This is a genomic window from Sulfurivirga caldicuralii, from assembly GCF_900141795.1.
Taxonomy (GTDB): Bacteria; Pseudomonadota; Gammaproteobacteria; order Thiomicrospirales; family Thiomicrospiraceae; genus Sulfurivirga; species Sulfurivirga caldicuralii.
The window spans coordinates 1-24,064 of record NZ_FSRE01000002.1; the positions used below are offsets into that span (position 1 = coordinate 1).

The 24,064-nt window shown below is 52.6% G+C and carries 23 protein-coding genes and 1 tRNA gene; 19 read left to right on the top strand and 5 right to left on the bottom strand.

What is annotated here, in order from left to right:
- Positions 1–159 precede the first annotated feature (159 nt).
- The 9 genes from BUQ81_RS03115 (at position 160) to BUQ81_RS03150 (ending at position 11,501) form a co-directional block, all read left to right on the top strand.
- Positions 160–1,095 carry a hypothetical protein gene (locus tag BUQ81_RS03115; RefSeq protein ID WP_143598448.1) on the top strand — a complete coding sequence of 312 codons (936 nt, stop codon included), beginning with the start codon at positions 160–162 and terminating at the stop codon, positions 1,093–1,095.
- 8 nt (positions 1,096–1,103) lie between these two features.
- The gene (locus BUQ81_RS03120; RefSeq protein WP_074200949.1) at positions 1,104–2,495 is read left to right on the top strand and encodes an ExeA family protein; all 1,392 of its coding nucleotides are present in this window, start codon (positions 1,104–1,106) and stop codon (positions 2,493–2,495) included.
- Between the two features lie 85 nt (positions 2,496–2,580).
- Positions 2,581–4,068, top strand: a complete 1,488-nt coding sequence (locus BUQ81_RS03125; protein WP_234947328.1) for a hypothetical protein — start codon at positions 2,581–2,583, stop codon at positions 4,066–4,068.
- Between the two features lie 4 nt (positions 4,069–4,072).
- Positions 4,073–5,917 (top strand): tetratricopeptide repeat protein, encoded by a 1,845-nt coding sequence (locus tag BUQ81_RS08605; protein WP_143598449.1) that lies wholly within the window; start codon positions 4,073–4,075, stop codon positions 5,915–5,917.
- A gap of 25 nt (positions 5,918–5,942) precedes the next feature.
- Complete coding sequence (locus BUQ81_RS03135) at positions 5,943–7,643, top strand: GspE/PulE family protein (protein ID WP_074200952.1); 1,701 nt, start codon at positions 5,943–5,945, stop codon at positions 7,641–7,643.
- A 1-nt stretch (position 7,644) separates the two neighbouring features.
- Entirely contained in the window at positions 7,645–8,835 is a 1,191-nt protein-coding gene (locus BUQ81_RS03140) for a type II secretion system F family protein (protein ID WP_074200953.1), read from the top strand.
- A gap of 8 nt (positions 8,836–8,843) precedes the next feature.
- On the top strand, positions 8,844–10,403 hold the full coding sequence (locus BUQ81_RS03145) for a hypothetical protein (RefSeq protein ID WP_074200954.1): 1,560 nt from the start codon (positions 8,844–8,846) through the stop codon (positions 10,401–10,403).
- Positions 10,403–11,041, top strand: a complete 639-nt coding sequence (locus BUQ81_RS08610) for a hypothetical protein (RefSeq protein WP_143598450.1) — start codon at positions 10,403–10,405, stop codon at positions 11,039–11,041. Before BUQ81_RS03145 ends, BUQ81_RS08610 begins: the two co-directional genes overlap by 1 nt.
- Positions 11,028–11,501, top strand: coding sequence for a hypothetical protein (locus BUQ81_RS03150; protein ID WP_143598451.1), 474 nt, complete (start codon positions 11,028–11,030; stop codon positions 11,499–11,501). Before BUQ81_RS08610 ends, BUQ81_RS03150 begins: the two co-directional genes overlap by 14 nt.
- Positions 11,502–11,563: 62 nt before the next feature.
- On the opposite strand, the gene trxB is transcribed toward BUQ81_RS03150, so the two are convergent.
- Entirely contained in the window at positions 11,564–12,511 is a 948-nt protein-coding gene (gene trxB / locus BUQ81_RS03155) for a thioredoxin-disulfide reductase (protein WP_074200956.1), read from the bottom strand.
- Positions 12,512–12,755: 244 nt separating this feature from the next.
- Between trxB and BUQ81_RS03160 the strand changes: the two genes are divergently transcribed.
- The 10 genes from BUQ81_RS03160 to BUQ81_RS03205 all read left to right on the top strand — a co-directional run bounded on the left by BUQ81_RS03160 (position 12,756) and on the right by BUQ81_RS03205 (position 20,932).
- Complete coding sequence (locus BUQ81_RS03160) at positions 12,756–15,095, top strand: DNA translocase FtsK (RefSeq protein ID WP_074200957.1); 2,340 nt, start codon at positions 12,756–12,758, stop codon at positions 15,093–15,095.
- Positions 15,095–15,721 (top strand): outer membrane lipoprotein periplasmic chaperone LolA, encoded by a 627-nt coding sequence (locus BUQ81_RS03165; protein WP_084188209.1) that lies wholly within the window; start codon positions 15,095–15,097, stop codon positions 15,719–15,721. The genes BUQ81_RS03160 and BUQ81_RS03165 overlap by 1 nt, the downstream gene beginning before the upstream one ends.
- Complete coding sequence (locus BUQ81_RS03170; protein ID WP_074200958.1) at positions 15,718–17,028, top strand: replication-associated recombination protein A; 1,311 nt, start codon at positions 15,718–15,720, stop codon at positions 17,026–17,028. The genes BUQ81_RS03165 and BUQ81_RS03170 overlap by 4 nt, the downstream gene beginning before the upstream one ends.
- The gene (gene crcB, locus BUQ81_RS03175; RefSeq protein ID WP_200770542.1) at positions 17,025–17,408 is read left to right on the top strand and encodes a fluoride efflux transporter CrcB; all 384 of its coding nucleotides are present in this window, start codon (positions 17,025–17,027) and stop codon (positions 17,406–17,408) included. Before BUQ81_RS03170 ends, crcB begins: the two co-directional genes overlap by 4 nt.
- Positions 17,409–17,411: 3 nt before the next feature.
- The gene (gene serS / locus BUQ81_RS03180; RefSeq protein ID WP_074200959.1) at positions 17,412–18,698 is read left to right on the top strand and encodes a serine--tRNA ligase; all 1,287 of its coding nucleotides are present in this window, start codon (positions 17,412–17,414) and stop codon (positions 18,696–18,698) included.
- Between the two features lie 114 nt (positions 18,699–18,812).
- Positions 18,813–18,903, top strand: a tRNA-Ser gene (locus BUQ81_RS03185).
- Positions 18,904–18,995: 92 nt separating this feature from the next.
- Positions 18,996–19,388: a DUF302 domain-containing protein gene (locus BUQ81_RS03190; RefSeq protein WP_074200960.1), complete on the top strand. Its 393-nt coding sequence runs from the start codon at positions 18,996–18,998 to the stop codon at positions 19,386–19,388.
- A gap of 62 nt (positions 19,389–19,450) precedes the next feature.
- Positions 19,451–19,843, top strand: a complete 393-nt coding sequence (gene acpS, locus BUQ81_RS03195) for a holo-ACP synthase (RefSeq protein ID WP_074200961.1) — start codon at positions 19,451–19,453, stop codon at positions 19,841–19,843.
- Between the two features lie 37 nt (positions 19,844–19,880).
- Positions 19,881–20,519: a glutathione S-transferase N-terminal domain-containing protein gene (locus BUQ81_RS03200; RefSeq protein ID WP_074200962.1), complete on the top strand. Its 639-nt coding sequence runs from the start codon at positions 19,881–19,883 to the stop codon at positions 20,517–20,519.
- On the top strand, positions 20,519–20,932 hold the full coding sequence (locus tag BUQ81_RS03205; RefSeq protein ID WP_074200963.1) for a ClpXP protease specificity-enhancing factor: 414 nt from the start codon (positions 20,519–20,521) through the stop codon (positions 20,930–20,932). Before BUQ81_RS03200 ends, BUQ81_RS03205 begins: the two co-directional genes overlap by 1 nt.
- Before the next feature lie 18 nt (positions 20,933–20,950).
- Here BUQ81_RS03205 and lipB read toward each other — a convergent pair whose 3' ends face one another.
- Genes lipB through BUQ81_RS03225 form a run of 4 tightly spaced genes read right to left on the bottom strand, consistent with a single transcriptional unit; the run spans position 20,951 to position 24,001 of the window.
- Entirely contained in the window at positions 20,951–21,634 is a 684-nt protein-coding gene (lipB, locus tag BUQ81_RS03210) for a lipoyl(octanoyl) transferase LipB (RefSeq protein ID WP_084188210.1), read from the bottom strand.
- A 2-nt stretch (positions 21,635–21,636) separates the two neighbouring features.
- A complete protein-coding gene (locus BUQ81_RS03215) occupies positions 21,637–21,930 on the bottom strand; it encodes an HP0495 family protein (protein ID WP_074200965.1) in 294 nt (97 codons plus the stop codon).
- On the bottom strand, positions 21,927–22,802 hold the full coding sequence (locus tag BUQ81_RS03220; RefSeq protein ID WP_074200966.1) for a D-amino acid aminotransferase: 876 nt from the start codon (positions 22,800–22,802) through the stop codon (positions 21,927–21,929). The genes BUQ81_RS03215 and BUQ81_RS03220 overlap by 4 nt, the downstream gene beginning before the upstream one ends.
- Positions 22,799–24,001 carry a D-alanyl-D-alanine carboxypeptidase family protein gene (locus tag BUQ81_RS03225; protein WP_200770543.1) on the bottom strand — a complete coding sequence of 401 codons (1,203 nt, stop codon included), beginning with the start codon at positions 23,999–24,001 and terminating at the stop codon, positions 22,799–22,801. Before BUQ81_RS03225 ends, BUQ81_RS03220 begins: the two co-directional genes overlap by 4 nt.
- Between the last annotated feature and the right edge of the window lie 63 nt (positions 24,002–24,064).

The following is a 24,064-nucleotide window of genomic DNA, read 5'->3' on the forward strand; positions in this document are numbered from 1 at the left end:
GTGAAACGCGCCAGCGCCGATGGTAGTGTGGGAGGTCCCATGCGAGAGTAGGTCATCCCCAGGCATTAAATACCAAACCCCGGTCGTCACAAACGACCGGGGTTTTTTATTGGCTAGAGAAAATGTCTCATCTGCTATACTTGCAAGCTGATGTCGTATATGGCTGAGGATATGACGATGGAGGTTGGCCGGGTTAAATTGCATAAGGCTCAGTCAGGTTCAGCTCTGATTGTTCTTGTGCTGGGGATGAGCATAGGCATGCTGGTATGGTTTGGGGTCTCTGGGTTCAATTCCTTATTGGAAACCAAGCGTCTTTATGAAGATATCCGCACCCAGCAGCTACTGGAAATCAAGTCTGCCTTGCTCGCCGGTTCCCTTTTTGTTCCAGAAGTGTATCAAAGTAATGCTGATAAACAGCTCAAACCCTATCAAATAATTCCTGGCATTGGTTATCTGCCCTGTCCTGCCAATGAGTCAGGGGTTTGGGATGGTGCACCATGCGGCAACCCCAGGCAGGGTTACATATCATCTTCTAACCCTGGCGACTCTCATACTGGCATCACCGCACTAGGCTATGTTCCCTTAGCACTTAAGAATCGTAATCAGTTTTTTGCACAGGTTTTGAGAAAGGCAGAGTACAGATATATCTTGGATGAGCGTTTTGTTGCTTTTAACCAGTGTTACTACGATGAAGGAACGGAATACCTTCCATATCCCGTTAATTATCTCTTGAAAATCACAAGCCCGCCTGCGCCTGTCTCTTCATGTGGGGGATCTGCCTTACCTCTTACGAATGGGAGTCTGCCCGTGCCCTTTCTTTCCGTCGACAACCGAACCGGGTACGTTGCGCTGCTAATCGATCCTGGGGCTGATCTTCAGTTGGCACCTGAAAATGTCGATGGTGATGATTATTTCACCCATAAGGATAATGACGACATTATTGTTGGCATTCATTTCGGCGAGTGGTCTGAAGTTGTCAGCCAACGTTGGGTGAATGAACGACGCTATTGGAAAAGCTTTAATAATGAGAATGGCTGGCCGTGGGCTTATGACAAGGCTAGTAATCCTGTCGGGCAGGAGTGGGCACTTAATTAAGGTGTTTCATGTATAAGGCCTTTTACAATCTCAATTACGATCCTTTTAGAAACACGCCCGACTCAGCTGTTTTTTTTGAGGGGGGGGATCGTAAAGCCATTGCTGATGCACTGATTTATGTGATAGATCGGAGTGAAGGCATCACCAAGGTGGTGGGTGATGTTGGCAGCGGCAAGACCACGCTGTTGCGAACTGTTGCACAACGTCTGCTTGAGCTGGGTTATCAGGTCGCATATGTGCCCAGCCCTCTTTTGCAACCCGAGGATATGCTGCGCTTTATCCTTCGGGAGCTGCGCCTTTCCACCACGGTTTCTTCCAAGTTTGAGATGTATGACTTACTTTATCACTATTTTACGGAGCAGCCTTCAGCAAAGGGGCTAGTTATCCTGATTGATGAGGCCCACCTGATTCCCCGGGATACTTTGGAAGAAATCAGGCTACTGACCAATCTCGAAAGCAATTCACAAAAGTTCGTTCAAATCGTGTTATTCGGTCAGCAGGAATTGGATGCGCTGCTGGATCGACACGAAAATCGTCAACTCAAGTCACGGATAGCTCATCAATTTTATTTGGGGCACCTTAACCAGGAAGAGGTGTATCAATACCTGAACTATCGCATGCGCATAGCTGGCTACAGGGGGGAGCGGCCTTTTTTCGACCATCGTACAGCAAGAAAGATTTTTCGCCTCACGCGAGGGAACCCAAGAGAGATCAACAACCTGGCTGACAAAACGGCGCTTAACGCTTTTATGCGAAAAGGTCAAACAGCCACTGCGAAGGATGTTCCCATTCATGGGGGTATTGATGCTATTGGATCCATGAAGTGGATGCTTGCTTCTATTTTTTTCGTTGTACTTTTGGGGGTATGGCTATATCATAGTCATTCAAATTTCTTTAGTTTGTTTGCACCACCTGATTTTGAAACTTCTCTTGCCTCCAATTCACCCTCGGATATGAATCCTCATTCTGTCGGGGCTATGAAAGAGTTAGGCCGGACATCACCAGCTGAAACGGTCATGAAGCAGGATGTGGCCCAAACGTTTGCACCGCCGGAAACTGACGGACAGGAAGAAAGGAAAAACTACTCTGTGGAAGGGGTCGCTGACAAGGGTTACTATGTTGTGTTGGCAACGTCGCCATGTAAGGATATGAAGTTCATCTCAAGTGTGATGAAGTCCTTGAGTGCTGATTCAGCTTCATTGCTGACCATAAGCTATGGGGAGCCACAACAGTGCAAGCTTCTGATGGGGCCATATGAGGGGTACTCGGTTGCTAAAAATGTTCTTGCAAAGCTCCCGGACAAATTCAAACGCTTGGGTGCATATGTGATCCCGGCCGCCAAGTTGAACAAAATGGTTGATAAGCGTGATGCCAAGGTTTACCGTGGAATTTATCAATAATTCAACAAAAGTCATCCTCCTCCTCCTTTTCTTTTTGGCGGGTGGGTGCACAAGTGTGATGACTGGTGCCCGAGACGAGGGTCCATTGATCAAGAAACCGCCCAAAATGGATTCGCTCCCAATCGCAAAAAGGTCGGAGGTTATAAGAACCCATAAGCCTTTGCTGATTCCCAGTGTGTCTGCTCCAGGCTCAAAACTCATCGTTGTGCCACCCGGACCATTGGATAAGCCGATCACTATCAATGCGCATGGAATGTCTGTTTCCGATGTGATCAATCTGCTTGCTGAGCAGAGTGAGTTGCAGTTGGATGTTCGGCAGTTGCCTCCCAAGAAAATTACGCTTTTTCTAAAGGAGGTGCCTCTGCGGATGGCGATCAAGAAAATAACTGAGCAGGCCGGCCTAACCTATACCTATCATAATGGGATTTTAACTATCGATGCCGATCGCCCTGTTTGGAAGCCCTATGTAATAGACCGTATTAATATCAAAAAGTCAGTTAAAGAGGCAATTTCCCTCAATATGTCAGTTGGTAGCGCTGTTTCAGGGGAAGAGGGTGGCGGTTCGGCCATTCAGGGAGGCCACAATACAAGCGAGGTGCAGCTGGAGTCTGAACAGGATCCTTGGAAAGAGATTGAGGAAAACCTCAAAGCCATCCTTGGATTAAATAATGCTGTTGAGCAGCAGCAAGGGACAGAAAGCGTTTCTATATTACCGATGCAGCCGGTGCAGAAGAATGCCTATTCCATTAACCGGCATGCCGGCATTATCATGGTGTACGCACCATCTCAACTTCAGAAAAAGGTGGCCGCATATCTAGATCGTGTAAAGCAGCGGTCCAAGCGTCAAGTACTTATAGAGGCGATGGTGGTAGAGGTGCAATTATCTGATACCCATCAGGCTGGTATTGACTGGTCCTCCTTTCAGGTGACTAATGGTACTTCTGCTCAACTTTCGAATACATATCCAATTCGTATTGTGACAGCAAATAATCAACTTTCTCAGTTGTTCAATATGAATCTCGGTATCAAGTTCTTGCAAAAGTTTGGAAAAACACGGGTCATATCGCAACCCAAGATTGTAGCGCTTAATAACCAGTCTGCCATTCTTAAGGTGGTCGATAATCAGGTTTATTTCACAACTTCCGTTAGTGCAGACTCAAATCAGTCTACGACTACAATTACTTTTGAAACAGAGGTCCATACAGTTCCGGTCGGGTTTATGATGACAGTTACACCATTTGTAGCAGACAATGATCGTGTAGAGCTGTATGTACGCCCCAACATTTCGCGTATTCTTGGTTACGTAGCTGACCCTCATCCAGAGTTGGCTCGAGCAGGGGTTAAAAGTGAAATTCCAATTATTCAGGAGAGAGAAATTAGCACGACGCTACAACTCAAGAGTGGCGAAACAGTTGTGATAGGCGGCTTGATGCAGTCAGAGAATGCAGATACCTCCAATGGGCTGCCAGGCTTGGCTGACGCACCTGGCTTTGGTTCATTGTTTAAATCCATTGACAACTCTAGTTCGCGGTCTGAACTTGTGATTTTCCTGCGTCCGGTATTGGTCGAGTAGTTCAATGAGTGTTTTATTAGAGGCATTAAAAAAGGCTGCTGAGCAACGAGCTGCTGCTGATGCCAAGGTGGAAGCCTCAGATGATGGTGGGGTTTACACTGCGGTCGAACAGCCTCATACGGCTTCGTCGAATGGCTGTCCGATAAACAAGGATGACGAGCTTCCTCTACATTCTGCAATGCAGCCTCAGCAGGCTGATGATTCTGATGTACCAGAAGCTAATGAGACTGGGGCGTCACCTTCAGGTATTCCGTTAAAAATAAAATTTCCCATTTCCGAAGCGCCAGATGACAAGGCTGCTGGTGAACGACAGGCTGTTTTCTCTTCGGATGACATAGAGGACAATAAACATAAATCCAGCTTTGAAAATGCCCAAACGCTACAGCATTACAAACCTTTCACCGAATTACGCCAGGCAGATTTAGAGCCGTCAGATACCGCTTATGGGTTTGCTGAGGCCGATAAGGTAGCAACAAAACCACTTGGTTCGCACCCTGGCAGGGATGAGTCTGTTAGGGGTTCTGCATTCAGTGATGCATTGAGAGAAAGTGAGGGTCTTAAGTTTGTTGAAGAATCGGAGCTTTTATCTTCCAGCGACAGTGAAGAATGGGGGGTGCCGGATGCTGATAATACTGCTACTTCACCGGAAGATATAGACTTCGTACCCTCACAACTGAGTGAAGATAAAGTGGGGTCTACTACCCCTGCAATGCCAGATAAGGCCGCCGCCTCCACTTCACACGAAGAAATTGGCACGGATGGAGGCTTTCAAGTTCAGGACCCAAGTGTATTGCTTCGGTCCCGAAAATCAGGGCGCCGCATCAGCCCATCGGTCTTATTGCTTGCCCTGCTCATTGTTATGGCTTCGGTTGCGGTCATTTGGGGTTATTACCAAAACACACAGCCGGCTCTACCTAATCGCTACGCCCATATTGCAGACAGACACGAGCACGAACTGACAGTTTTATCTGATGCAGGCAAACCCAAGGAGGTACCTGAGCGTTCGCCATCACCCCAGGAAGTTCATTCTCCAGTGATGTCAGAACGGGGGCAGGAACCTCTATCAATGCCTAACGTTGAAAAAATAGGCGATGATACTCAAAGTGAAAGCCAAGAAAATCCGACCGAGAATAAAAAGCTTTCTGAAGCGGCTACACACAAAGCCCCCCCCATATTAGCTAGAACGGATGCTGTTAAAAAGAAGGAAGCAGAGGAAAAAGCACCCTCGGGTGTTGCTCAACTGAATCGACGTGAAGATGGGAAACCTCTAACCTCTTATCCTCGTCTTAAAAAGGCGGCGACGAATCAAACACAAATCGTTTCACTCGAGCAATGTTTTGAGCAGCTTATTAGAGAAGCCACTCAAGGGGATGCATGTAATCACATTGATAATGCTTCTATACGTTTGGCTTTTGAGGCGTATCGTTTGTTTAGCGCGGGCCAAGTGGAACGGGCAAGGCGGCTGGTTCATCAGGCTTATAGTACGGCCCCCTATAATATTTATGTTGCACAAATCTATGCACTGATTGGGGGGGAAGCAATCCCGCTTGAGCAGTTAGCGTCCCTGCATGAAATATTCCCGGGAGCCGTCACTATTGCATTGCAGCTTGCTAATCGTTATGTTCTGTCAGGAAATCTGAATAAGGCTCTCGATGTCCTAATGTTGGCACTCGAGGAGCACCCCCGCAATGGCTATCTGCTGTATAACGCAGCACTTGTGGCCTATGAGATGGATAAGAAAAACTTGGCTTCTGATTTGCTAAGCAGGATTCCGGCTAATCATCTTCAAATAGATTCACAGCTTGGTCAGGCGGTCCACGATCTGGAGGCAGTGATCGGCAATGGTTAATTCATCGAAGCATTCAGGACACTCAATGCAGGGGCGTGGGGAACGCAAAAGGCTGGGTGAGCACCTTGTCGAGGCGGGCATTATTCGGCCAGATCAGCTGCAGGTTGCACTCGTTGAGCAGAAGCGGACCGGAAAAAAACTGGCAGAAATGCTCCGAGAACTGGGGTTCATTTCTGAAGAGCAGGCTAAAAATGTTCTGGGCGAAGTGACCGGTCACAGTGTGGTTGATCCAAATGCCATGCTGGTCGACCCCGAGTTGATCCGTCTTATTCCTGAATCACTGGCACGGCAATACCTTGTTTTTCCTATCTCTTTTGACAAAAAACGACTTCATGTGGCAGTTGCTGATCCCGATGATATTATTTTGCTTGACAAGATCAAGCGCGCCATTGGGAATGATGCAATTGAAGTCGTTCCATTTATTGCAAATCCTGATGCTATTCGGCAGGCAATTGAAAAATATTATGGGTTTGATTTTGTCATAGATCATATTCTCGATGAGTTAACACACGATACCAGTGCGGTTGGTGGCGTTGAAATAGATGGTACTTATGAGCATCCAATTGTACGGCTTGTCGATTCCATTTTGTCCGATGCCGTAAAGAAGGGGGCTTCAGATATTCATATTGAGCCGGAGGAAAAGTTTGCACGACTCCGCTATCGTATAGATGGGGTTCTACAGGAAATCAAGGTATTTCACAAATCACTTTTTTCCCCAGTTACGGTACGCATCAAGATACTTTCTGAGCTGGATATTTCTGAGTCCCGCCATCCGCAAGATGGGCGGATGCAGTTGAATATCTTGGGACGAGAAATTTTCTTTCGTGTTTCCACTTTGCCCACGATTCACGGCGAGAATATTGTTCTGCGTATTCTTGATCGCAACAAGGGAATTGTTCCGCTTGATAAGTTGGGACTGGACAAGCATGCAACCTCAGAACTTCAGCTGGTCCTGGCTCGCCCGGTAGGTATTATATTGGTGACAGGACCGACCGGATCAGGTAAAACAACGACGTTATACTCCATCCTGAATGAGCGGAATTCACCGGAAATCAATATCATGACGCTTGAGGATCCGGTCGAATACCCCTCCCAACTGATTCGTCAGACCCAAATCAATGAAGATATCGGGTTTACATTTGGTTCCGGCGTAAGAGCACTGCTTCGCCAGGATCCGGACATCATTCTTATTGGTGAAGTGCGGGACCAGGATACCGCTGAAATGGCATTCAGAGCAGCCATGACAGGACATCAGGTCTTGGCCACTCTGCATACTAACTCAGCCATCGGTGCTATTACCCGCTTGATAGATTTGGGTGTAACGAAGACCGTTTTGGCCGGGAATATTGCGGGTATTCTCGCACAGAGACTGGTACGAAGGCTTTGTAACCTGTGCAAGGTGCCCTATGAACCGGATAGCATGGAACGCAAGCTGCTGGGGATTCCGGACTCGCAGGAAAGTATTGTTCTATATGCTCCAAAGGGATGCCCCGCTTGTAATGGTACAGGTTACTCCGGTCGTATTGCAGTGGTAGAGATTCTCCGCATGAACAAGGAGCTCGATGACTTGGTGTTGAAGGAGGCCTCATTAAGCGACTTTATGGAGGTGGCGAAGGCAAATGGTTTTCGTCCGCTGGTTGAATCAGCCATTAATAGAGTCTTGTCCGGCGAAACGTCACTTCATGAGATTGCACGTGTTATTGATCTGAGCGAGCAGATCGGCTGATATGTTGTTTCGATATGCTGCATACAAGGATGGCAAGCGTATTACAGGGGAGATGGATGCGAGCTCACCTCGCGAGGTCATTAATCATTTGCGTTCTTCCGGCTTGATACCCATCAAGGTAAAGCCTAAACATAACCCTTTATTTAGTTCAGGCAAGCCGACGCGGCAACAAATCATTTCCTTCTCAATCCAGCTGAAGCAGCTTATCTCTGCGGGTGTTCCCATTATCAGTGCATTAGAGAACATTCGCGACTCTTCTATGGGGACCATGCGGACAATTATTGCCGATATTGTGGAACAGCTGAAGGCTGGGCAGTCATTTTCACAAGCACTGGAATCTAAGAAAGATATTTTTGGTGAAGTATATGTCTCGTTGATAAAGGTTGGTGAAAAAACGGGGCGTATCGAATCCTCTCTGCAAGAACTGATTGATCTGCTGGAGTGGGAAGAAGATGTGGCTGCGAGGACCAAGAAAATAGTTATTTATCCTTCTATTGTTCTTGTGGTGGTTACTGCAGTCGTTATCGTGCTCATGATTTTTGTTGTACCCAAGCTAACCAACTTTATTCAGGAAATGGGCGGGGAAATACCGTGGACGACGCGAGCATTGATCGCCACTTCTGAGTTTATCTCCAATAATATGATACTCATAATTGCAGCCCCCTTGTTATTGCTGGTCCTGTTGCGATATTTATATAAAAGAAATGATAAAGTCAGGTATAAGCTGGATTGTATTATTTTGAAAATCCCACTGATTGGGGAGGTGCTAAAGCTGCTTAAACTGGCCAGATTCTCTAAAGCAGTGGCCCTCTCGTTTTCTGCGGGGATCGGGTTTGTAGACTCCCTTGACCTTGCCAGGCGTGTTGTTGCTTCACGCTGTATAGAGCTTCAAGTCGTTGATGCAATGAAAAAAATAGAAGAAGGTGCCAGCATCTACGAAGCAATATCCAATCAGGATTTTTATAATCCTATATCACTTAATATTATAAAGGCTGGAGAGGAATCCGGTCAGCTGGATGCGTCATTCAAGGTAATTAGCTCAAACTATGACTTTGATGCAAAGCGAAAAATTGATAAGCTGGAACCTGCCATTGAGCCCCTCCTGATAATAGTGCTGGCTGCAATCGTGTTGTGGATTATGATGGCTGTTATGGGACCGGTATATGACACTATAAGCAAAATACAGATTTAATAACGTATATGAATGATATTAACACAATTATTCTTACTGACTCGGATCTGTTTTTTGTTCCGGCTGCCTCAACAGACTCTGTTGTCTCCTTTTCATATGATGAGATGGAGCATATACAGGCCTTTTTGATTGAGTTGGATACTGTATATGCACGCCAGGAATTTAATATCCTTTTTTATTCCAAGTCCGATGAATTGATTGTGTCTGATGCGCCTGCACTGATGCCATGGGAGGTGTCGTCGTTTGTTGCAACCCACTGTGGAGAAAGATACGGATCACAGGAAAGAGTCATCGCGCATGCAGACTACATGCGTTGCAGCGGCAAGCCTATTCTAAGGGACTGGGTAGTTACACTTAATGATCAAACCTATTCCGTCTATGAATCCTTGCTGGCCAGAGATATTCTGGTTTTGTCCGTTTACTCTTTTCCGTCAAGTCTCGCCTATGCACTATCCCACCCTGGAAAAGGATTAAAGGCCAGCCTCAATGGTGTTGCAAAGCTTGCGGGCTCCCAATTAACAAAAAAATTAACGGTTGTATATGACTGCGAATTCATCCATTTTTTTATAATCGATCAATGTGGGACTGTTTTTTTTCGCCATACCCCAATTAAAAGCAGTCAGAAGGGCGTTGTGGAATCCCTGATCGTACGGGAGGTTGACCTGACCTTGAGGTTTGTGTTGGCAAAAGGGGTGATATCAGAGTCTGATCCTATTAATTTTAACCTGATTCTGCCTGATGAGCTACTTGGTCGCGCTCATCTGTGTAGTGAGAAGTCATTTGTGGGTCTTTCTTTGCTCTCAAATCTTGACTCTTTTAATTGTAGTTCTTTTAAGGCCCTATTAAAAGGTGTTGAGGTAAGCGGTTGCAATGGACTGCCAATCCCATTATTCAAAGCGGTAGTTAATAAGTATCCAGGTTTCCCTCTTTTAAAAACGCGGGCAGGCAAGAATAAGCGCGCTCTGGTGCAACTTGGTGCCATAATATGGGCTGGCCTTTTTGTAATTGGGACCCTTTTTTCATACTATTTGGGAAATACCGTTTCAAGGCTTATTAGTCTTCAGGAGGGAGTATCTACGTTAGAGTATCAAAAGGCCAAGCTCGTATATTTAAGGAATAATATTCAGTCTAAACTGAATCTACATTATGATCCTTCTGATATGTATCAGCTTGTATTGTTCAATGATGCCTTCACAAAAGCACAGGCTAATAATCGATTGACAGCAGTCTATTTGCCTTTGCTGGCTGTTCTTGAGCGGTTTGCACCACAAGTAAAAATACGTGAGTTTACTTTTGAAGATGAACAATCCAACCTCCTTGGAGAGCCGGTATACAAGATTAAGGTTTTGCTGGCGTTGCCTGTTGAGGAGTATTCCCTAGCCCAGGTCGATATCTTGATGGAAACCATAGCCAGCCATCTTCAGCGTTCAAAAGGCGTTAAATCGGTTAAACAGATTAAGCAGCCTTTTGATGATGATACTAAGAAGCTGTTAAAGATTAATATTGAGGATTATGAAAAGGATTACTATTTTTATATAGTTAGTTATAAATTTGCGCCTCCTGAATAATGAATTACGTACTTATTAAAAAATATCTTCTCCTTCCAGTTTTGTCCCTGGTTGTTTTGTCTGTTATAGACTATCAGGCATATTTACACCTCAGCCATCGTTTAGAAAGAACTCAGCATCGGCTCGACTCCCTGATAGCAGAAGTTAACCGGCTTGACAAAGAGGTTTCCTTTTTGCGCCAGAAGCTGGTTTACTACCTTCGTTATGGTGAGCAATATAAGAAGATTTCAGTCTGGCTTGTCAAACCTCTGGATCGTTTGTTGTTTTCTGATCAATTTTATCGTCTGTCTCAGATCTACAACATTTCCAATTTTGCCATTACTTTCATGCCTCGTCGCCCTATATCTGGTCTCCGAGCCGGCAATACAGCTATCAGAGAGGGCCTGTTGGTTGCTGACCCTGTTAGGTTGCGTTGGGATGGGCCGAGTGATGTAGATCATTTCCGTATTGTTAATTTTTATAATCTACACACATCCCCATATTTTAGAGTTAGTAACTGCAGCATGGTATTCTCCGGCGATATTGCCTCATTTGATTTTGCCAAGGCTGTCAAGGAAAGGCCTGGTCTTATTTCTTTCGACTGTGAGCTTGTATTTATTGTTGCGATGCCAAGAGAGCTTGATTATGCTTCAGATTAATAGAGTGATATTACATTCTCTTGTTTTTATTTTGGTTTTTTTAAAACCAGCCTTTTCAGACGATGTTCCGGTATCGCTTTTTTCTGATCCTGTCTTCTCTGATCCACTCAAGTTTTTTAACGATAATTTGAATCAGCGTTTCCCCCCTTTTTTTCTCACTCCTGATCAACGTGATATGATTGATAGACTGCGTAAAAATCGCTTGGGCATTAAAATTCGGTCAGAATCGCTCGGGCATGGTAAACCTGTTATGCGCAAGTATAAAATAGTTGGATTTGTGGAGGTTGGCGCCGGAAAGGTTTTTGTAGCGTTGGAGGGCGTTGGGCTTGTTTCGCTAACTCGGATTTTCGGAAGGAATAAGTTGATAGTCAATAAAGTTGGCTACCGAACTCTTTCTGTTTCAGTTAATGGAGTTCGCCAAGAGTTGACAGTCGGCGAGAAGGTGGCTCTGAAGATGTGAGACTGGCTTATAAGTTAGAGGGGAGTTTCCTTGTTCTTCTCCCCTCCATGGACGTTAAGAAATCACAGATTATCCAGATACTTTTCAGCATCCAGCGCAGCCATGCAGCCTGCTCCGGCAGAGGTAATCGCCTGTTTGTAGTGCTGGTCCATGACATCACCCGCAGCAAATACACCCGGCACGCTCGTTGCCGTGGCATTGCCCTGCAGACCGCTCTTCACCTTGATATATCCGTTATCCATCTCCAGTTGTCCGGCAAAAATGTCGGTATTGGGATGATGGCCAATGGCGATAAAGACGCCCATCAGCTCGATTTCTTCGGTTTCGCCCGTACGGGTATCCTTGATGCGCACACCAGTGACGCCGCTGTCGTCCCCAAGAATCTCATCGACTTCCTTGTGAAGTTTCAGCTCGATTTTGCCTTCTTCCACTTTTTGCATCAGGTGATCCTCCAGAATCTTTTCGGCGCGGAAGGTGTCCCGACGGTGAATCAGCACTACCTTGGAAGCAATGTTGGCCAGATAGAGCGCCTCTTCCACCGCGGTATTGCCGCCGCCCACGACCGCGACCTTCTGGTTGCGGTAGAAAAAGCCGTCGCAGGTGGCGCAGGCCGAGACGCCCTTGCCCTTGAATTTCTCTTCAGAGGGGAGGCCCAAGTACTTGGCAGAGGCACCGGTGGCGATGATCAGTGCGTCGCAGGTGTATTCGCCTGCGTCGCCGGTCAGCTTGAAGGGACGCTGGGACAGATCGGCCGCCTTGATGTGGTCGAAAATCATTTCGGTACCGTATTTCTCGGCATGCTTGCGCATGCGCTCCATCAGCTCAGGGCCCTGTACGCCCTCCGGCTCGCCCGGCCAGTTGTCCACATCGGTCGTGGTCATCAGCTGGCCGCCCTGCTGCATGCCGGTGATGATGGTGGGCTTAAGATTGGCGCGGGCGGCATAAATGGCGGCAGTGTAGCCTGCCGGTCCGGAACCGAGAATGATCAGTTTGCGGTGCTGTGTGCTCATGACAGTGCTCCTGTAGTCCTGTGTTAGAATCCGGTGTCTGACGGCTGGCTATCCTCATATATGGATGCAACCTATCAAAGCATGAATCAATAATAAGATTTTACGCGCTTTTGGCATCGGAGACAGGGGGGTCCCCGACTTTTTCGCAAACCATAAAAATGCGCTGTGCTGCCAAGCCGTTCAGAGCGCTTTGAAGAGCCTTTTTACACGTTCAGGACTTGTTTTGAGCCATTCGAGGAGCATCATGCAGGATTCCGACTCCATGTCGCTATGGCGCTGGCTATTGCGGGAAGGCGCGTGGCTGGGTGCCCTGTTGCTCGCAACTTTTCTGTTTCTGATTCTGTTCAGCTATACCCCCAGCGACCCCGGCATCAACCAGAGTGGAAGCGACCACCCCATTCATAATTACGGGGGGCGCTCCGGCGCCTGGGTGGCCTCAGTCATGTTCTATCTGATCGGTGCCTGGGCGTTGCTTATCCCTTTTTTCCTGCTTGGGCTGGCGTGGCGCGCCTTTCGTCAGGCACGTGATCTGGACGAATCGGCGGACACATTGACGCGTGGCTTGCTGGGCGGCACCATGGTGCTGGTGGCGGGCGCTGCGCTAACAGCCCTTTACTTGGATCCCAAGGCATTCATCGTGCCATTGCCCCATTCCGGTGGCGGTGTGCTGGGGTATGCATTGGCACAGACGCTGGTCAGTGGCATCGACCGGCTCGCCACAACTCTGTTGTTGCTGCTAGTGGGGGCGCTGGGGGTTGCTTTGCTGCTCGGGCGCAGTTGGCTGAACATCTTTGAGTCGACCGGTGCGCGTGCCTGGTGGCTGTGGGAATGGCTGAGAAACCGGCCAGCACAGGACGGTCAGCGTTGGAGCATGGCAGCGCTGAAGGCGCAGTTCCTGCAACGGTTACGTGGGGATAAGAGCGCGCCTGTTGTGGAGGCTAGGTCGCCTGCTCCAGCCAAAACAAAACGTTCCGCTGCCAATCCGCCGGCTTCACAGGCGAAAAAAGTGGAGGCGGTGACTGCGCCCGCTTCCACTGCCAGTGTTAACACCCAGGCGCAGGTCAATACCGTTTATACCGGGGGAGAGGGCGGCTTGCCGCCTGTCGATCTGCTTGATCTGCCGCAACCAGCCCAGGACAACTATGGTGAATCGGAGCTGGCGGAGATGTCTGCCCTGCTGGAGAAGAATCTGCTCGACTTCGGCGTCAAGGCGCAAGTGGAGTCGGTGCAGGCCGGCCCCGTGGTGACCCGCTTCGAGATTCTGCCGGCCCCTGGCGTAAAGGTCTCACAGATCAGCAACTTGGCCAAGGATCTGGCGCGGGCACTTTCCGTGCGCTCGGTGCGTGTCGTGGAGGTGATCCCCGGCAAGTCTACCGTGGGCATTGAAATTCCCAATCCGACTCGTGAAGTGATCGCCCTGCGGGAAATTATCGCGTCCGACCTGTTTGCGCACGCGCGTTCGCCGTTGACACTGGCGCTGGGCAAGGATATTGCCGGCGAACCGGTGGTGGCCGATCTGGCCAAGATGCCACATCTGCTGGTGGCCGGGACCACCGGTTCCGGCAAGTCGGTGGGTATCAACTCCATGATCGTCTCCATGCTCTACAAGTCCACACCCGAGCAGGTGCGGCTGATTATGGTGGACCCCAAGATGCTGGAACTGTCGGTGTATGAAGACATTCCCCATCTGCTTACGCCGGTGGTGACCGACATGAACGAAGCGGCGCAGGCGTTGCGTTGGTGTGTCTATGAGATGGATCGTCGCTATCAGCTGATGGCTAAATTGGGCGTGCGCAATATCGCCGGTTTCAATGAAAAGGTTCAGGCAGCGATCGACCGTGGCGAGCCGTTGGTCGATCCTCTGTGGAAGCCTGATCCCAACTTTGGCCATGAACTGAGCGAAGAGGTCCCGACACTCCAGCCGCTGCCCTATATCGTGGTGGTCATCGATGAGTTCGCCGACATGATGATGGTGGTGGGCAAAAAGGTGGAGGAGCTGATCGCGCGCCTGGCGCAAAAGGCCCGTGCAGCGGGCATCCACCTGATTCTTGCCACTCAGCGTCCGTCGGTGAACGTGATTACCGGCCTGATCAAGGCGAATATTCCCACACGCATCTCCTTTCAGGTGTCGTCCAAGGTGGATTCACGCACCATTCTGGATCAGATGGGCGCCGAGCAGCTTCTGGGGCAGGGGGACATGCTCTATCTGCCGCCGGGCAGCGGCGTGCCGCGGCGCGTACATGGGGCCTTCGTGTCGGATGACGAGGTGCATCGCGTGGTGGATTACGTGAAGCAGCAGGGAGCGCCGCAGTATCTGGACATGATCCTGCAACAGGGTAATGAAGGCGGCAGTGCTTCGGCACTGGAGGGCATGGGTGGCGATGCCGAAAAGGACAGCCTGTATGATGCGGCGGTGGCGTTTGTGATCGAAAAGCAGCGGGTATCCGTCTCCCTGATTCAGCGTCAGTTCAGCATCGGCTACAATCGTGCCGCACGCATTGTAGAAGCAATGGAGCAAGCAGGCGTGGTGTCCCCCATGGAAAGCAACGGTGGCCGCAAGGTACTGGTGCCGAAGGAGTCGTAATGCGTTTTATTCTCTCACTCTGCGTGGCGTTTATGGTGTTGCCCACCTGGGCTGGCGTGGAGCGCCTGCAGGCCTTTGCCGATCAGCTGCGCACCTTCGAGGCGGATTTTGTACAGGAAACCCCGCGCGACGAGAGTGATATCCTTGGTGTGGACATCCATACTGGCCATGTGGCGCTGCAGCGCCCCGGCAAGCTGTACTGGCGCTATGACAAGGCGCCGCAGGGGCCCCAGTTGCTGGTGGTGGATGGTCGCGCCCTATGGGCATGGGATCCCGACCTCGAGCAGGTGACGGTCCAGCCCATCGAACAGGTGATCAAGGATATTCCCCTCAACTGGCTGCTGTATCAGATTCCCATTGCCAGCAAGTTTCGCATTATCGATGCAGGCGAAGCCGATGGCCTGCACTGGTACAACCTGCGCCCCAAGAAGGATACCTATTTCGAAAGCATGGATGTGGGTCTGGATGCCGCCAACCGCCTCAAGGCGATCACCCTCTATCAGAGCAACGACCGTGTCGAGCGGGTGCGTTTCGAGCATGTGCGCGTCAATCAGCCGGTGGATGCGAGCCTGTTTGTGTTCCACATTCCCGAGGGGGCGGACGTGGTGGGAGAGCTGCCACGATGAGTCAGCCGTTGGCAGAGCGCCTGCGTCCGCAGACCCTTGAGGAATATGTGGGTCAGCAGCATCTATTGGGAGAGGGCAAGGCGCTCAGCCGCATGTTTGCCAGCGGTCGGCTGCATTCCATGATTTTCTGGGGGCCGCCGGGCACGGGCAAGACCACGCTGGCGCGGCTTATCGCCCGGCAGTCCGATTTGCAGTTTCTGCAGCTGTCGGCGGTGCTCGATGGGGTCAAGGAGGTGCGCAAGGCGGTTGAGCAGGCGCGCAGTCATCTGCAGACCGCGGGGCAGGGCACGCTTCTGTTTGTGGATGAGGTGCACCGCTTCAACAAGGCGCAGCAGGATGCCTTTCTGCCGTTTGTGGAAGATGGTACCTTTGTATTTATCGGCGCCACCACCGAGAACCCCAGTTTCGAGCTGAACAACGCCCTGTTGTCCCGTGCGCGCGTCTATGTGCTCAAGCCGCTGGATGCCGAGGCGCTGCAGACCGTGCTGCAGCGTGGGCTGGATGCGCTGGGTGAGGATCTGGGCCAGCCGCTGGACATCGACGCGGACGCGGCACAGGCGCTGATTCAGGCAGCGGACGGTGATGCGCGCCGCCTGCTCAACTATCTGGAGCAGGCCAGTGATTTCGCCGAAAGCGATGGGCCTGTGGCGCGTCTGACGCTCGAGGGCGTGCGTGAAGTGATTCAGGCCGGCACACGCCGTTTCGACAAGGGTGGCGATGCCTTCTACGATCAGATTTCCGCCCTGCACAAGGCGGTGCGCGGCTCCAGTCCGGACGCGGCGCTCTACTGGCTGACGCGCATGCTCGACGGCGGGGCCGATCCGCGCTATCTGGCACGGCGGCTGATCCGCATGGCCTCCGAGGATATCGGCAATGCCGATCCTAAGGCACTGCCGCTGACCATCGCCGCTGCGGAAGCCTACGAGCGTCTCGGCAGCCCGGAAGGGGAGCTGGCGCTGGCGCAGGCTGCGGTCTATCTGGCGGTGGCGCCCAAGTCCAACGCGGTCTACAAGGCGTACAATACCGCGCTGAAGGATGTGAAGAAGCACGGATCCTACGAGGTGCCTATGCACCTGCGCAATGCGTCTACCAAGCTGATGAAGCAGCTGGGCTATCACGAGGGCTATCGATACGCCCACGATGAGCCGGAAGGCTATGCGGCGGGTGAAGACTACTTCCCCGCCGAAATGGCGCCGCGCAGCTACTATCAGCCGGTGCCCCGTGGTATGGAGCGCAAGATTCTGGAAAAGCTTGAATATTTGAAACAGCTGGATGCGGCTGCGCCGCACAAGAGGAGACCGTCATGATGCAGTGGGTGGCCGTTGCAGCGGGCGGGGCGCTGGGCGCCATGAGCCGCTTCTGGATTTCGCATCACGTCTATCAGCTGCTGGGCAAGCAGTTCGCCTGGGGGACACTGGCGGTGAATGTGCTGGGCTCCTTCATCATGGGGTTCATGGCCGTGTGGCTGATCGACAAGCTGGGTGCTTCCAGCGAATGGCGCCTGTTTGTCATGACCGGTTTTCTTGGCGCACTGACCACCTTTTCCACCTTTTCCTTCGAAACCCTGCAGTACCTGCAGGTGGGCGAAGTCAACAAGGCGCTGGCCAATATCGTCATCAGTGTGGTGGTCTGCCTGATTGCGGTGTGGCTGGGCTTCAATACCGGAAAACTGACCTTGACGGAGTAATTCATGCTGGATCCCAAACTGTTGCGTACCGATCTGGAGGGCGTTGCCGCACGCCTGAAAACCCGTGGCTTTGAGCTGCCGTTAGAAGAAATCCGCGCCCTGGAAGCCGAACGCAAGCGGCTGCAGGTGGAGGCCGAGCAGCTGCAGGCGGAGCGAAACCGAAGCGCTAAGGCCATCGGGCAGGCCAAGGCGCGCGGTGAGGACATTCAGCCGTTGCTGGATGCGGTGTCGGATCTGGGCGATCGCCTCGAAGCCGCGCAAAAGGCCCTGCAGACCGTGCAACAGCAGCTGAATGCGCTGTATGCCACCATCCCGAACCTGCCCCATGAAAGTGTGCCCGTAGGCGCGAGCGAGGATGACAACGTGGAAATCCGCCGCTGGGGTGAGCCGACAACATTCGACTTTGAACCGAAGGATCATGTAGATATATTGGCCGCCCGTGGCTGGTATGACAATGATGCGGCCGTCAAAATTGCCCAGTCGCGCTTTGCGGTGCTGAAAGGCCCGCTGGCGCGGTTGCAGCGTGCGCTTATCCAGTACATGCTCGATCTGCATACGCAACAGCACGGCTACGAAGAAGTGTATGTGCCCTATCTGGTGAATCAGGACAGCCTCTATGGCACAGGCCAGCTGCCCAAGTTCGAGGAGGATCTGTTCAAGATTGCCAACCGCACCGAAGCCGAGGACAGTCGCGAGCTCTATCTCATCCCGACTGCAGAGGTGCCCGTCACCAATCTGGTACGCGACGAGATCGTTCCGAATGAGGCGCTGCCCATCAAGCGTACGGCGCACACGCCTTGCTTTCGTGCCGAAGCAGGTTCGTCCGGCCGCGATATCCGCGGACTGATCCGTCAGCACCAATTTGAGAAGGTGGAACTGGTGGTGATCGCCCATCCGGACCACTCCTATGACCTGCTGGAGAGTCTGACTGCACATGCCGAAGCCGTGCTGCAGGGGCTTGAGCTGCCATACCGCGTAGTCTCACTGTGCACCGGCGACTTGGGCTTTTCTGCCGCCAAGACCTACGATCTGGAAGTGTGGCTGCCCGGTCAGCAGGCCTACCGGGAAATCTCCTCCTGTTCCAATTTCGAGGACTTTCAGGCGCGCCGCCTCAAGGCCCGCTACCGCGACGAAAACGGCAAGCCGCAGCTGGTGCATACCCTCAATGGCTCCGGCCTCGCCGTAGGGCGGACGCTGGTGGCGGTGGTGGAAAACTATCAGAACGCCGACGGCAGTATCACTATACCCGAGGCATTGCGACCCTACATGGGCGGGGCTGAAACGCTCTGACAGAGGGGGGGGGCCCCGACTTTTTGCGAGCCGCAAAAAACGGCGCAGGGGCGCCTGCCCTGTTTTGCTTGAAAAAATGGCGGTTTCCCCTATAATGAGCGCCGTCAATTACCCGGTGGGGTGGCTGAGCGGTTGAAAGCACCGGTCTTGAAAACCGGCGTGGGTTGATAGCCCACCGTGGGTTCGAATCCCACCCCCACCGCCATCTTGTGGAAGAAACCGCCTCGGGCGGTTTTTTTGTTTCTGCCTTCCATCTATAATAATTTTTTATTTGCGCATAAGTAAAAGGAGTGGAAGATGGCATTGAACTATGCAGTCAACAAGGATCTGGCACTGAACGATATGGAGGCTGCGGTAGAGCGCGTGCAGGATGTGGCGCAGAGCATGCAGCTGGGCGTGGTGTTCGATATCGATGTACAGAAGACCATTGCCACCAAGTTGGGCGAGGACTTCCGTCCCTACCGCATTCTCGGTCTGTGCAACCCTGGTCTGGCCAAGGCGGCAATTGAGGCGGACGCGGACTTTGGTGCACTCCTGCCCTGCGCCATCGCACTGCACCAGACGGAAAACGGCATTCGTGCCAGTGTTTACAATTTGCCGGCCATTGTGGACCAGCTGGACAACGCGGCACTGGCTGCCTGGAATGAAACCGTAAAGGAGAAGCTGGCAGCGTTTGTTAACGCGCTGTAAGGCTACACCACTGCGCTAGAATGAAGTCCTCGTTCGAGGGCTTTTTTGTATTCGGGAGGCACATGATTCTGGGGATCGGCAGCGACATGGTGGAAGTGGCACGCATAGCGGCACTGCAGCAAAAGCATCCGACCTTTGCGCAGCGGATACTGTGCGAACAGGAATATGCCCAGTGGCAGTCACGCAAGGCGTGTGTGGCATTTCTTGCCAAGCGCTGGGCGGCCAAGGAGGCGGTCTTCAAGGCGCTGGGTACCGGCCTGCGTGATGGCATGCGTTTTCAGCAGGTGTGCATTGAAAATGACGCGCTGGGCAAGCCGGAGGTATGCTTGCACGGTGCGGCGGCACAGCGCGCGGCGCAGATGGGGATTCGTGTCATCCACCTTTCTCTGAGCGATGAGCGCAACTTTGCGCTGGCCTTTGCGGTGGCGGAAGGGGACTTGACAGGCACCGTATAATAGCTATCACACTCTTAAGAAGGAAAGGAGCCGAACAATGAGCGATCTGCCTCTGGCGAAACGTGCGGTCATCACCCTGTTTTCAGACCCCAAGGATCCCAATTCCCACCGCATTCGCTTCCTGGCAGTGGAAAAGGAGGTACCATTGGAGATCGTGTCCGTGGACAGCAACGCCGTCCCGGAAGAGCTGTACGAGCTGAATCCCTATGGCACCATTCCGACGCTGGTGGATCGGGACCTGGTCCTGCACGACGCCCAGGTGATTCTTGAATACCTGGATGAGCGTTTCCCCCATCCGCCGATGATGCCTGTGGATCCCATTCAGAAGGCGTTGATCCGCCAGCAGTTGCGTCTGATCGAGACGGAATGGTATCCGCTGATCCGCACCATTACCCAGAGCGACGACAAGAAGGCAGTGAATGCGGCGCGCAAGCACCTGTTCGAGCGTCTGATTCAGCTGATCCCCATCGTCTCCGAGCAACCCTACTTCCTCAGCGAGGAATTCACACTGCTGGATCTGAGCATGGCACCCATTTTCTGGCGCCTGCAGTATTTGGGGATCGAACTGCCCAAGTCCGCCAAGCCGGTGATGGACTATGCCGACAAGCTGCTGAGCCGCCCTGAGTTCAAGAACAGTCTCAGCGACGATGAACTGGACATGCGGGATATTCTCTGATGATTTCCAACCGGCCCTATTTGATTCGTGCCCTGTACGAATGGATCGTTGATAACGGCTGGACGCCCTATGTTCAGGTGGACGCCGAGTGGCCCGGCGTTCAGGTGCCGCAGCAGTTTGTGCACGATGGCGTGATCGTGCTTAATATTGGCCCATTGGCTACACGCGACCTGACGCTGGGCAATGATGAAATCCGTTTTCGTGCCCGCTTTCAGGGGGAAGAGCAGGTTGTGCATTTCCCGCCGCAGGCGGTTCTGGCAATCTTTGCCAAAGAAAACGGACAGGGTATGCCCTTTCCGCCGGAGCCCTATCCCGAGGAGGCTTCGGAGCCCGTGGCTGAAAAGCCTGCGGCAACTGCCGCCTCGGAGGCGGGTAGCGAGAAGGTGGTGCAGTTCAAGCCCCGCCGCAAGTAAGCGATTCGAGGAATTCTTTTAACAGACGCCCGCACTCCTTGCGGGCGTTTTGCTTTCAGCCTCATCGATCCATGTAATGCGCTCGGGTTTGTACCCGCTGGCAGCGAGGGTGCAGGCGAGCCAATCGTGCAGCAGGGCGTCGGGCTCAGGCAGAGGCGTCACAAGATCGGCCAATTGCGTCATCGGCTGCTGTGTCAGTCCGCAGGGATTGATGCGCGTAAATGGGGACAGGTCCATGTCCACATTGAGCGCGATGCCGTGGTAGCAGCCCTTGCGGGTTACCTTGAGTCCCAGAGAGGCCAGCTTGGCCGCGCCCACATACACGCCGGGTGCATCGTCGCGGGCATGGGCGTCAATGGAGCGGGTGGCCAGATAGTCGATGAGCCCCTGCTCCAGACTGTGTACGAAGTGGCGGGCCTCCAGTTGGGCACGCTTGAGATCCAGTAGCGGGTAGAGAATCCATTGCCCGGGGCCGTGATAGGTGACCTGACCACCTCGGTCGGTCTGTACCACCGGAATATCACCCGGGTTCAGCAGGTGTTCAGGCTTGCCATTGAGACCCTGGGTAAAGACAGGCGGATGTTGCACCAGCCAGACCTCATCTGGCGTGGTGTGGTTGCGGTCATATGTAAAGGCTTTCATGGCCGACCATGTCGGTTCATAAGGGCGCTGCCCCAGAACGCGCACGATCAGCTCGGCCATGATCAGAGGGTCATGTGAACGTCAGGGTGGTCGTTCAGATCCTTGTAGAGCTTTTCCAACTGCTCGCGGCTTTTGGCATTCATCTTCACGTTGACGGACTGGAACTTGCCGCCGCTGGAGGTCTTCACGCTCATATCGCCCTCCTGCAGTTCCGGAATGTGCGTCTTGCAGATGTCGTAGATTTCCGCGGCAAAGCTGTCGGTGTTGTTGCCCATCGCCTTGACGGTGATATCGCACGGAAACTCGAGCTGGCCCGGGTTTTCGGGTGTGTTGGTATTGGTGTCATCAATACTCATGAGGCGCCCCCTCGCTGTTGGACAAGACGTTGTTTTTCCTGTTGATAGTGGCTGCGCATCGCCTGCCAGACAGGGCCCGGCGTGCCATCTCCAACGGAGCGTTCATCCAGCTCCACCACGGGCAGGGCCTCCTTGGTGGAGGAGGTGAGCCAGATCTCATCCGCCTGGTAGAGGCGCTGTATGCTGATGGGTTCTTCCACCGGCAGCAGGCCAATGGCGGGTGCGCAGTTCAACAGGATCTGGCGGGTAATGCCGCCCAGCAGATGGTGATCCAGCGGCGGCGTGACCAGCGACTGGCCTTCCACGATCATGACGTTGCTGGCCGTGCCTTCCGACACCATGCCGTTGCGGATCAGAATGGCGTCGTCGGCGCCAGCCCGCTGCGCCTCCAGTTTCATCATCACATTGGCCAGCAGGGTAATGGCCTTGATGTCGCAGCGCTGCCAGCGGATGTCCTGGGTGGTAATGCAGCGTACGCCACGCTGCAGCACGGCCTCATCCATGGGCTTGAGTTCGCTGGTATAGGCAAACACTGTGGGCACGAGGCAGTTCTGGGGCAGGTGATCCCGCTTCGGTTGAACACCCCGTGTCACCTGTATGTAAAGATACTGATCCGTCCACGGGTGGCGCTCTACCAGGCTATTGCACAACGCTTCCCACTCCTCGTCAGTATGCGGGTTGGGAATGCCGGTGGCCTCCAGGCTGTGCTTCAGGCGCTGGAGATGGGGTTTGAAAGCAAAAACGCGGCGCTCATAGACCGGAATGACTTCGTACACGCCGTCCCCAAAGAGAAAGCCACGGTCCAATGGCGAAACGCGCGCCGCCTCCAGTGGTTGCCACTCCCCATTCAGCCAGGCGGTTTGTGTGCTCACAGTCCCAGGCTCTCCATCATTTGGGCGAACAGCAGCTTCACCTGATCCATCAGTTTCTTGAAGAAGCCACCTTCCTGCACGTCATTGAGTGCAATCAGCGGTTTTTCCACCAGCACCTTGTCGTGCAGCATCACTTTCAGTGTGCCCAGCTGCTGACCCTTTTGAATGGGCGCATGCAATTCCTTGGGAATTTCCATCATGGGCTGCACATTCTTGTACTCGCCGCGCGGAATGGTGATGTAGACATCTTCCGGCGTGCCGATGGCGACCGTATCCGTGGCACCTTCCCACACCCTGTGGTCGGTCAGGCGCTGATTCGCCTTGTAGAGGGGGTGGGTTTCATAGAAACGGAAACCATAGTTGAGCAGCTTGCGGCTTTCACTGATGCGCTTGCGGTCGGAGTCGGTACCCAGTACTACGCTGATCAGGCGCATGCCGTCACGCTTGGCAGAGGCAACCAGACAGTAGCCGGCAGACTGGGTATGGCCGGTCTTGATGCCGTCCACGCTGGGGTCTTGCCACAGCAGCTTGTTGCGGTTGTACTGGGTGATGCCGTTATAGGTGAAAACTTTTTCCTTGTACCAGTCGTAATGATTGGGGAATTCCCTAATCAGCGCACGCGCCAGGATGGCCAGATCCCGAGCGGTGGTGTAGTGGTTGGGGTCGGGCAGGCCGGTGGCATTGACAAAATGCGTGTGGGTCATGCCCAGCTTCTGCGCGTACTGGTTCATCAGCTGGGCAAAGACCTCCTCGCTGCCGGCCACATATTCGGCCAGTGCCACGGTGGCGTCATTGCCGGACTGCACGATCATGCCCTTGAGCAGGTCCCGCACCGGCACCTTCTTGCCCACTTCGATGAACATCTTCGACCCTGGCATCTTCCAGGCCTTTTCGCTGATAGTGACCTTGTCGTCCAGGTGGATCTTGCCCGCATCCAGCTCGTGTGCCACGATGTAGCTGGTCATCATCTTGGTCAGGCTGGCCGGTTCCACACGCTTGTCAGGATCCCTCGCAGCCAGTACGGCGCCGCTGTCGAAATCGATGAGCAGGTAGGCCTTGGCCGCGATGGAGGGCGGCGCTGGCACGATGGAAACCTGTTCGGTGACGGGCTTGGGTGCCGGCACATGGGCAGGGGCGCTCAAGCCTGTCTGGACGAACAGCAGCAGGGGAAAAAGGAGTAGTACGCGGAGGTGTTTCATCAGCTTGTTCATTTTGGTTCCAGTGCGATTTTAACGCGCTAATCTAACACGGTGGGCAGGTGG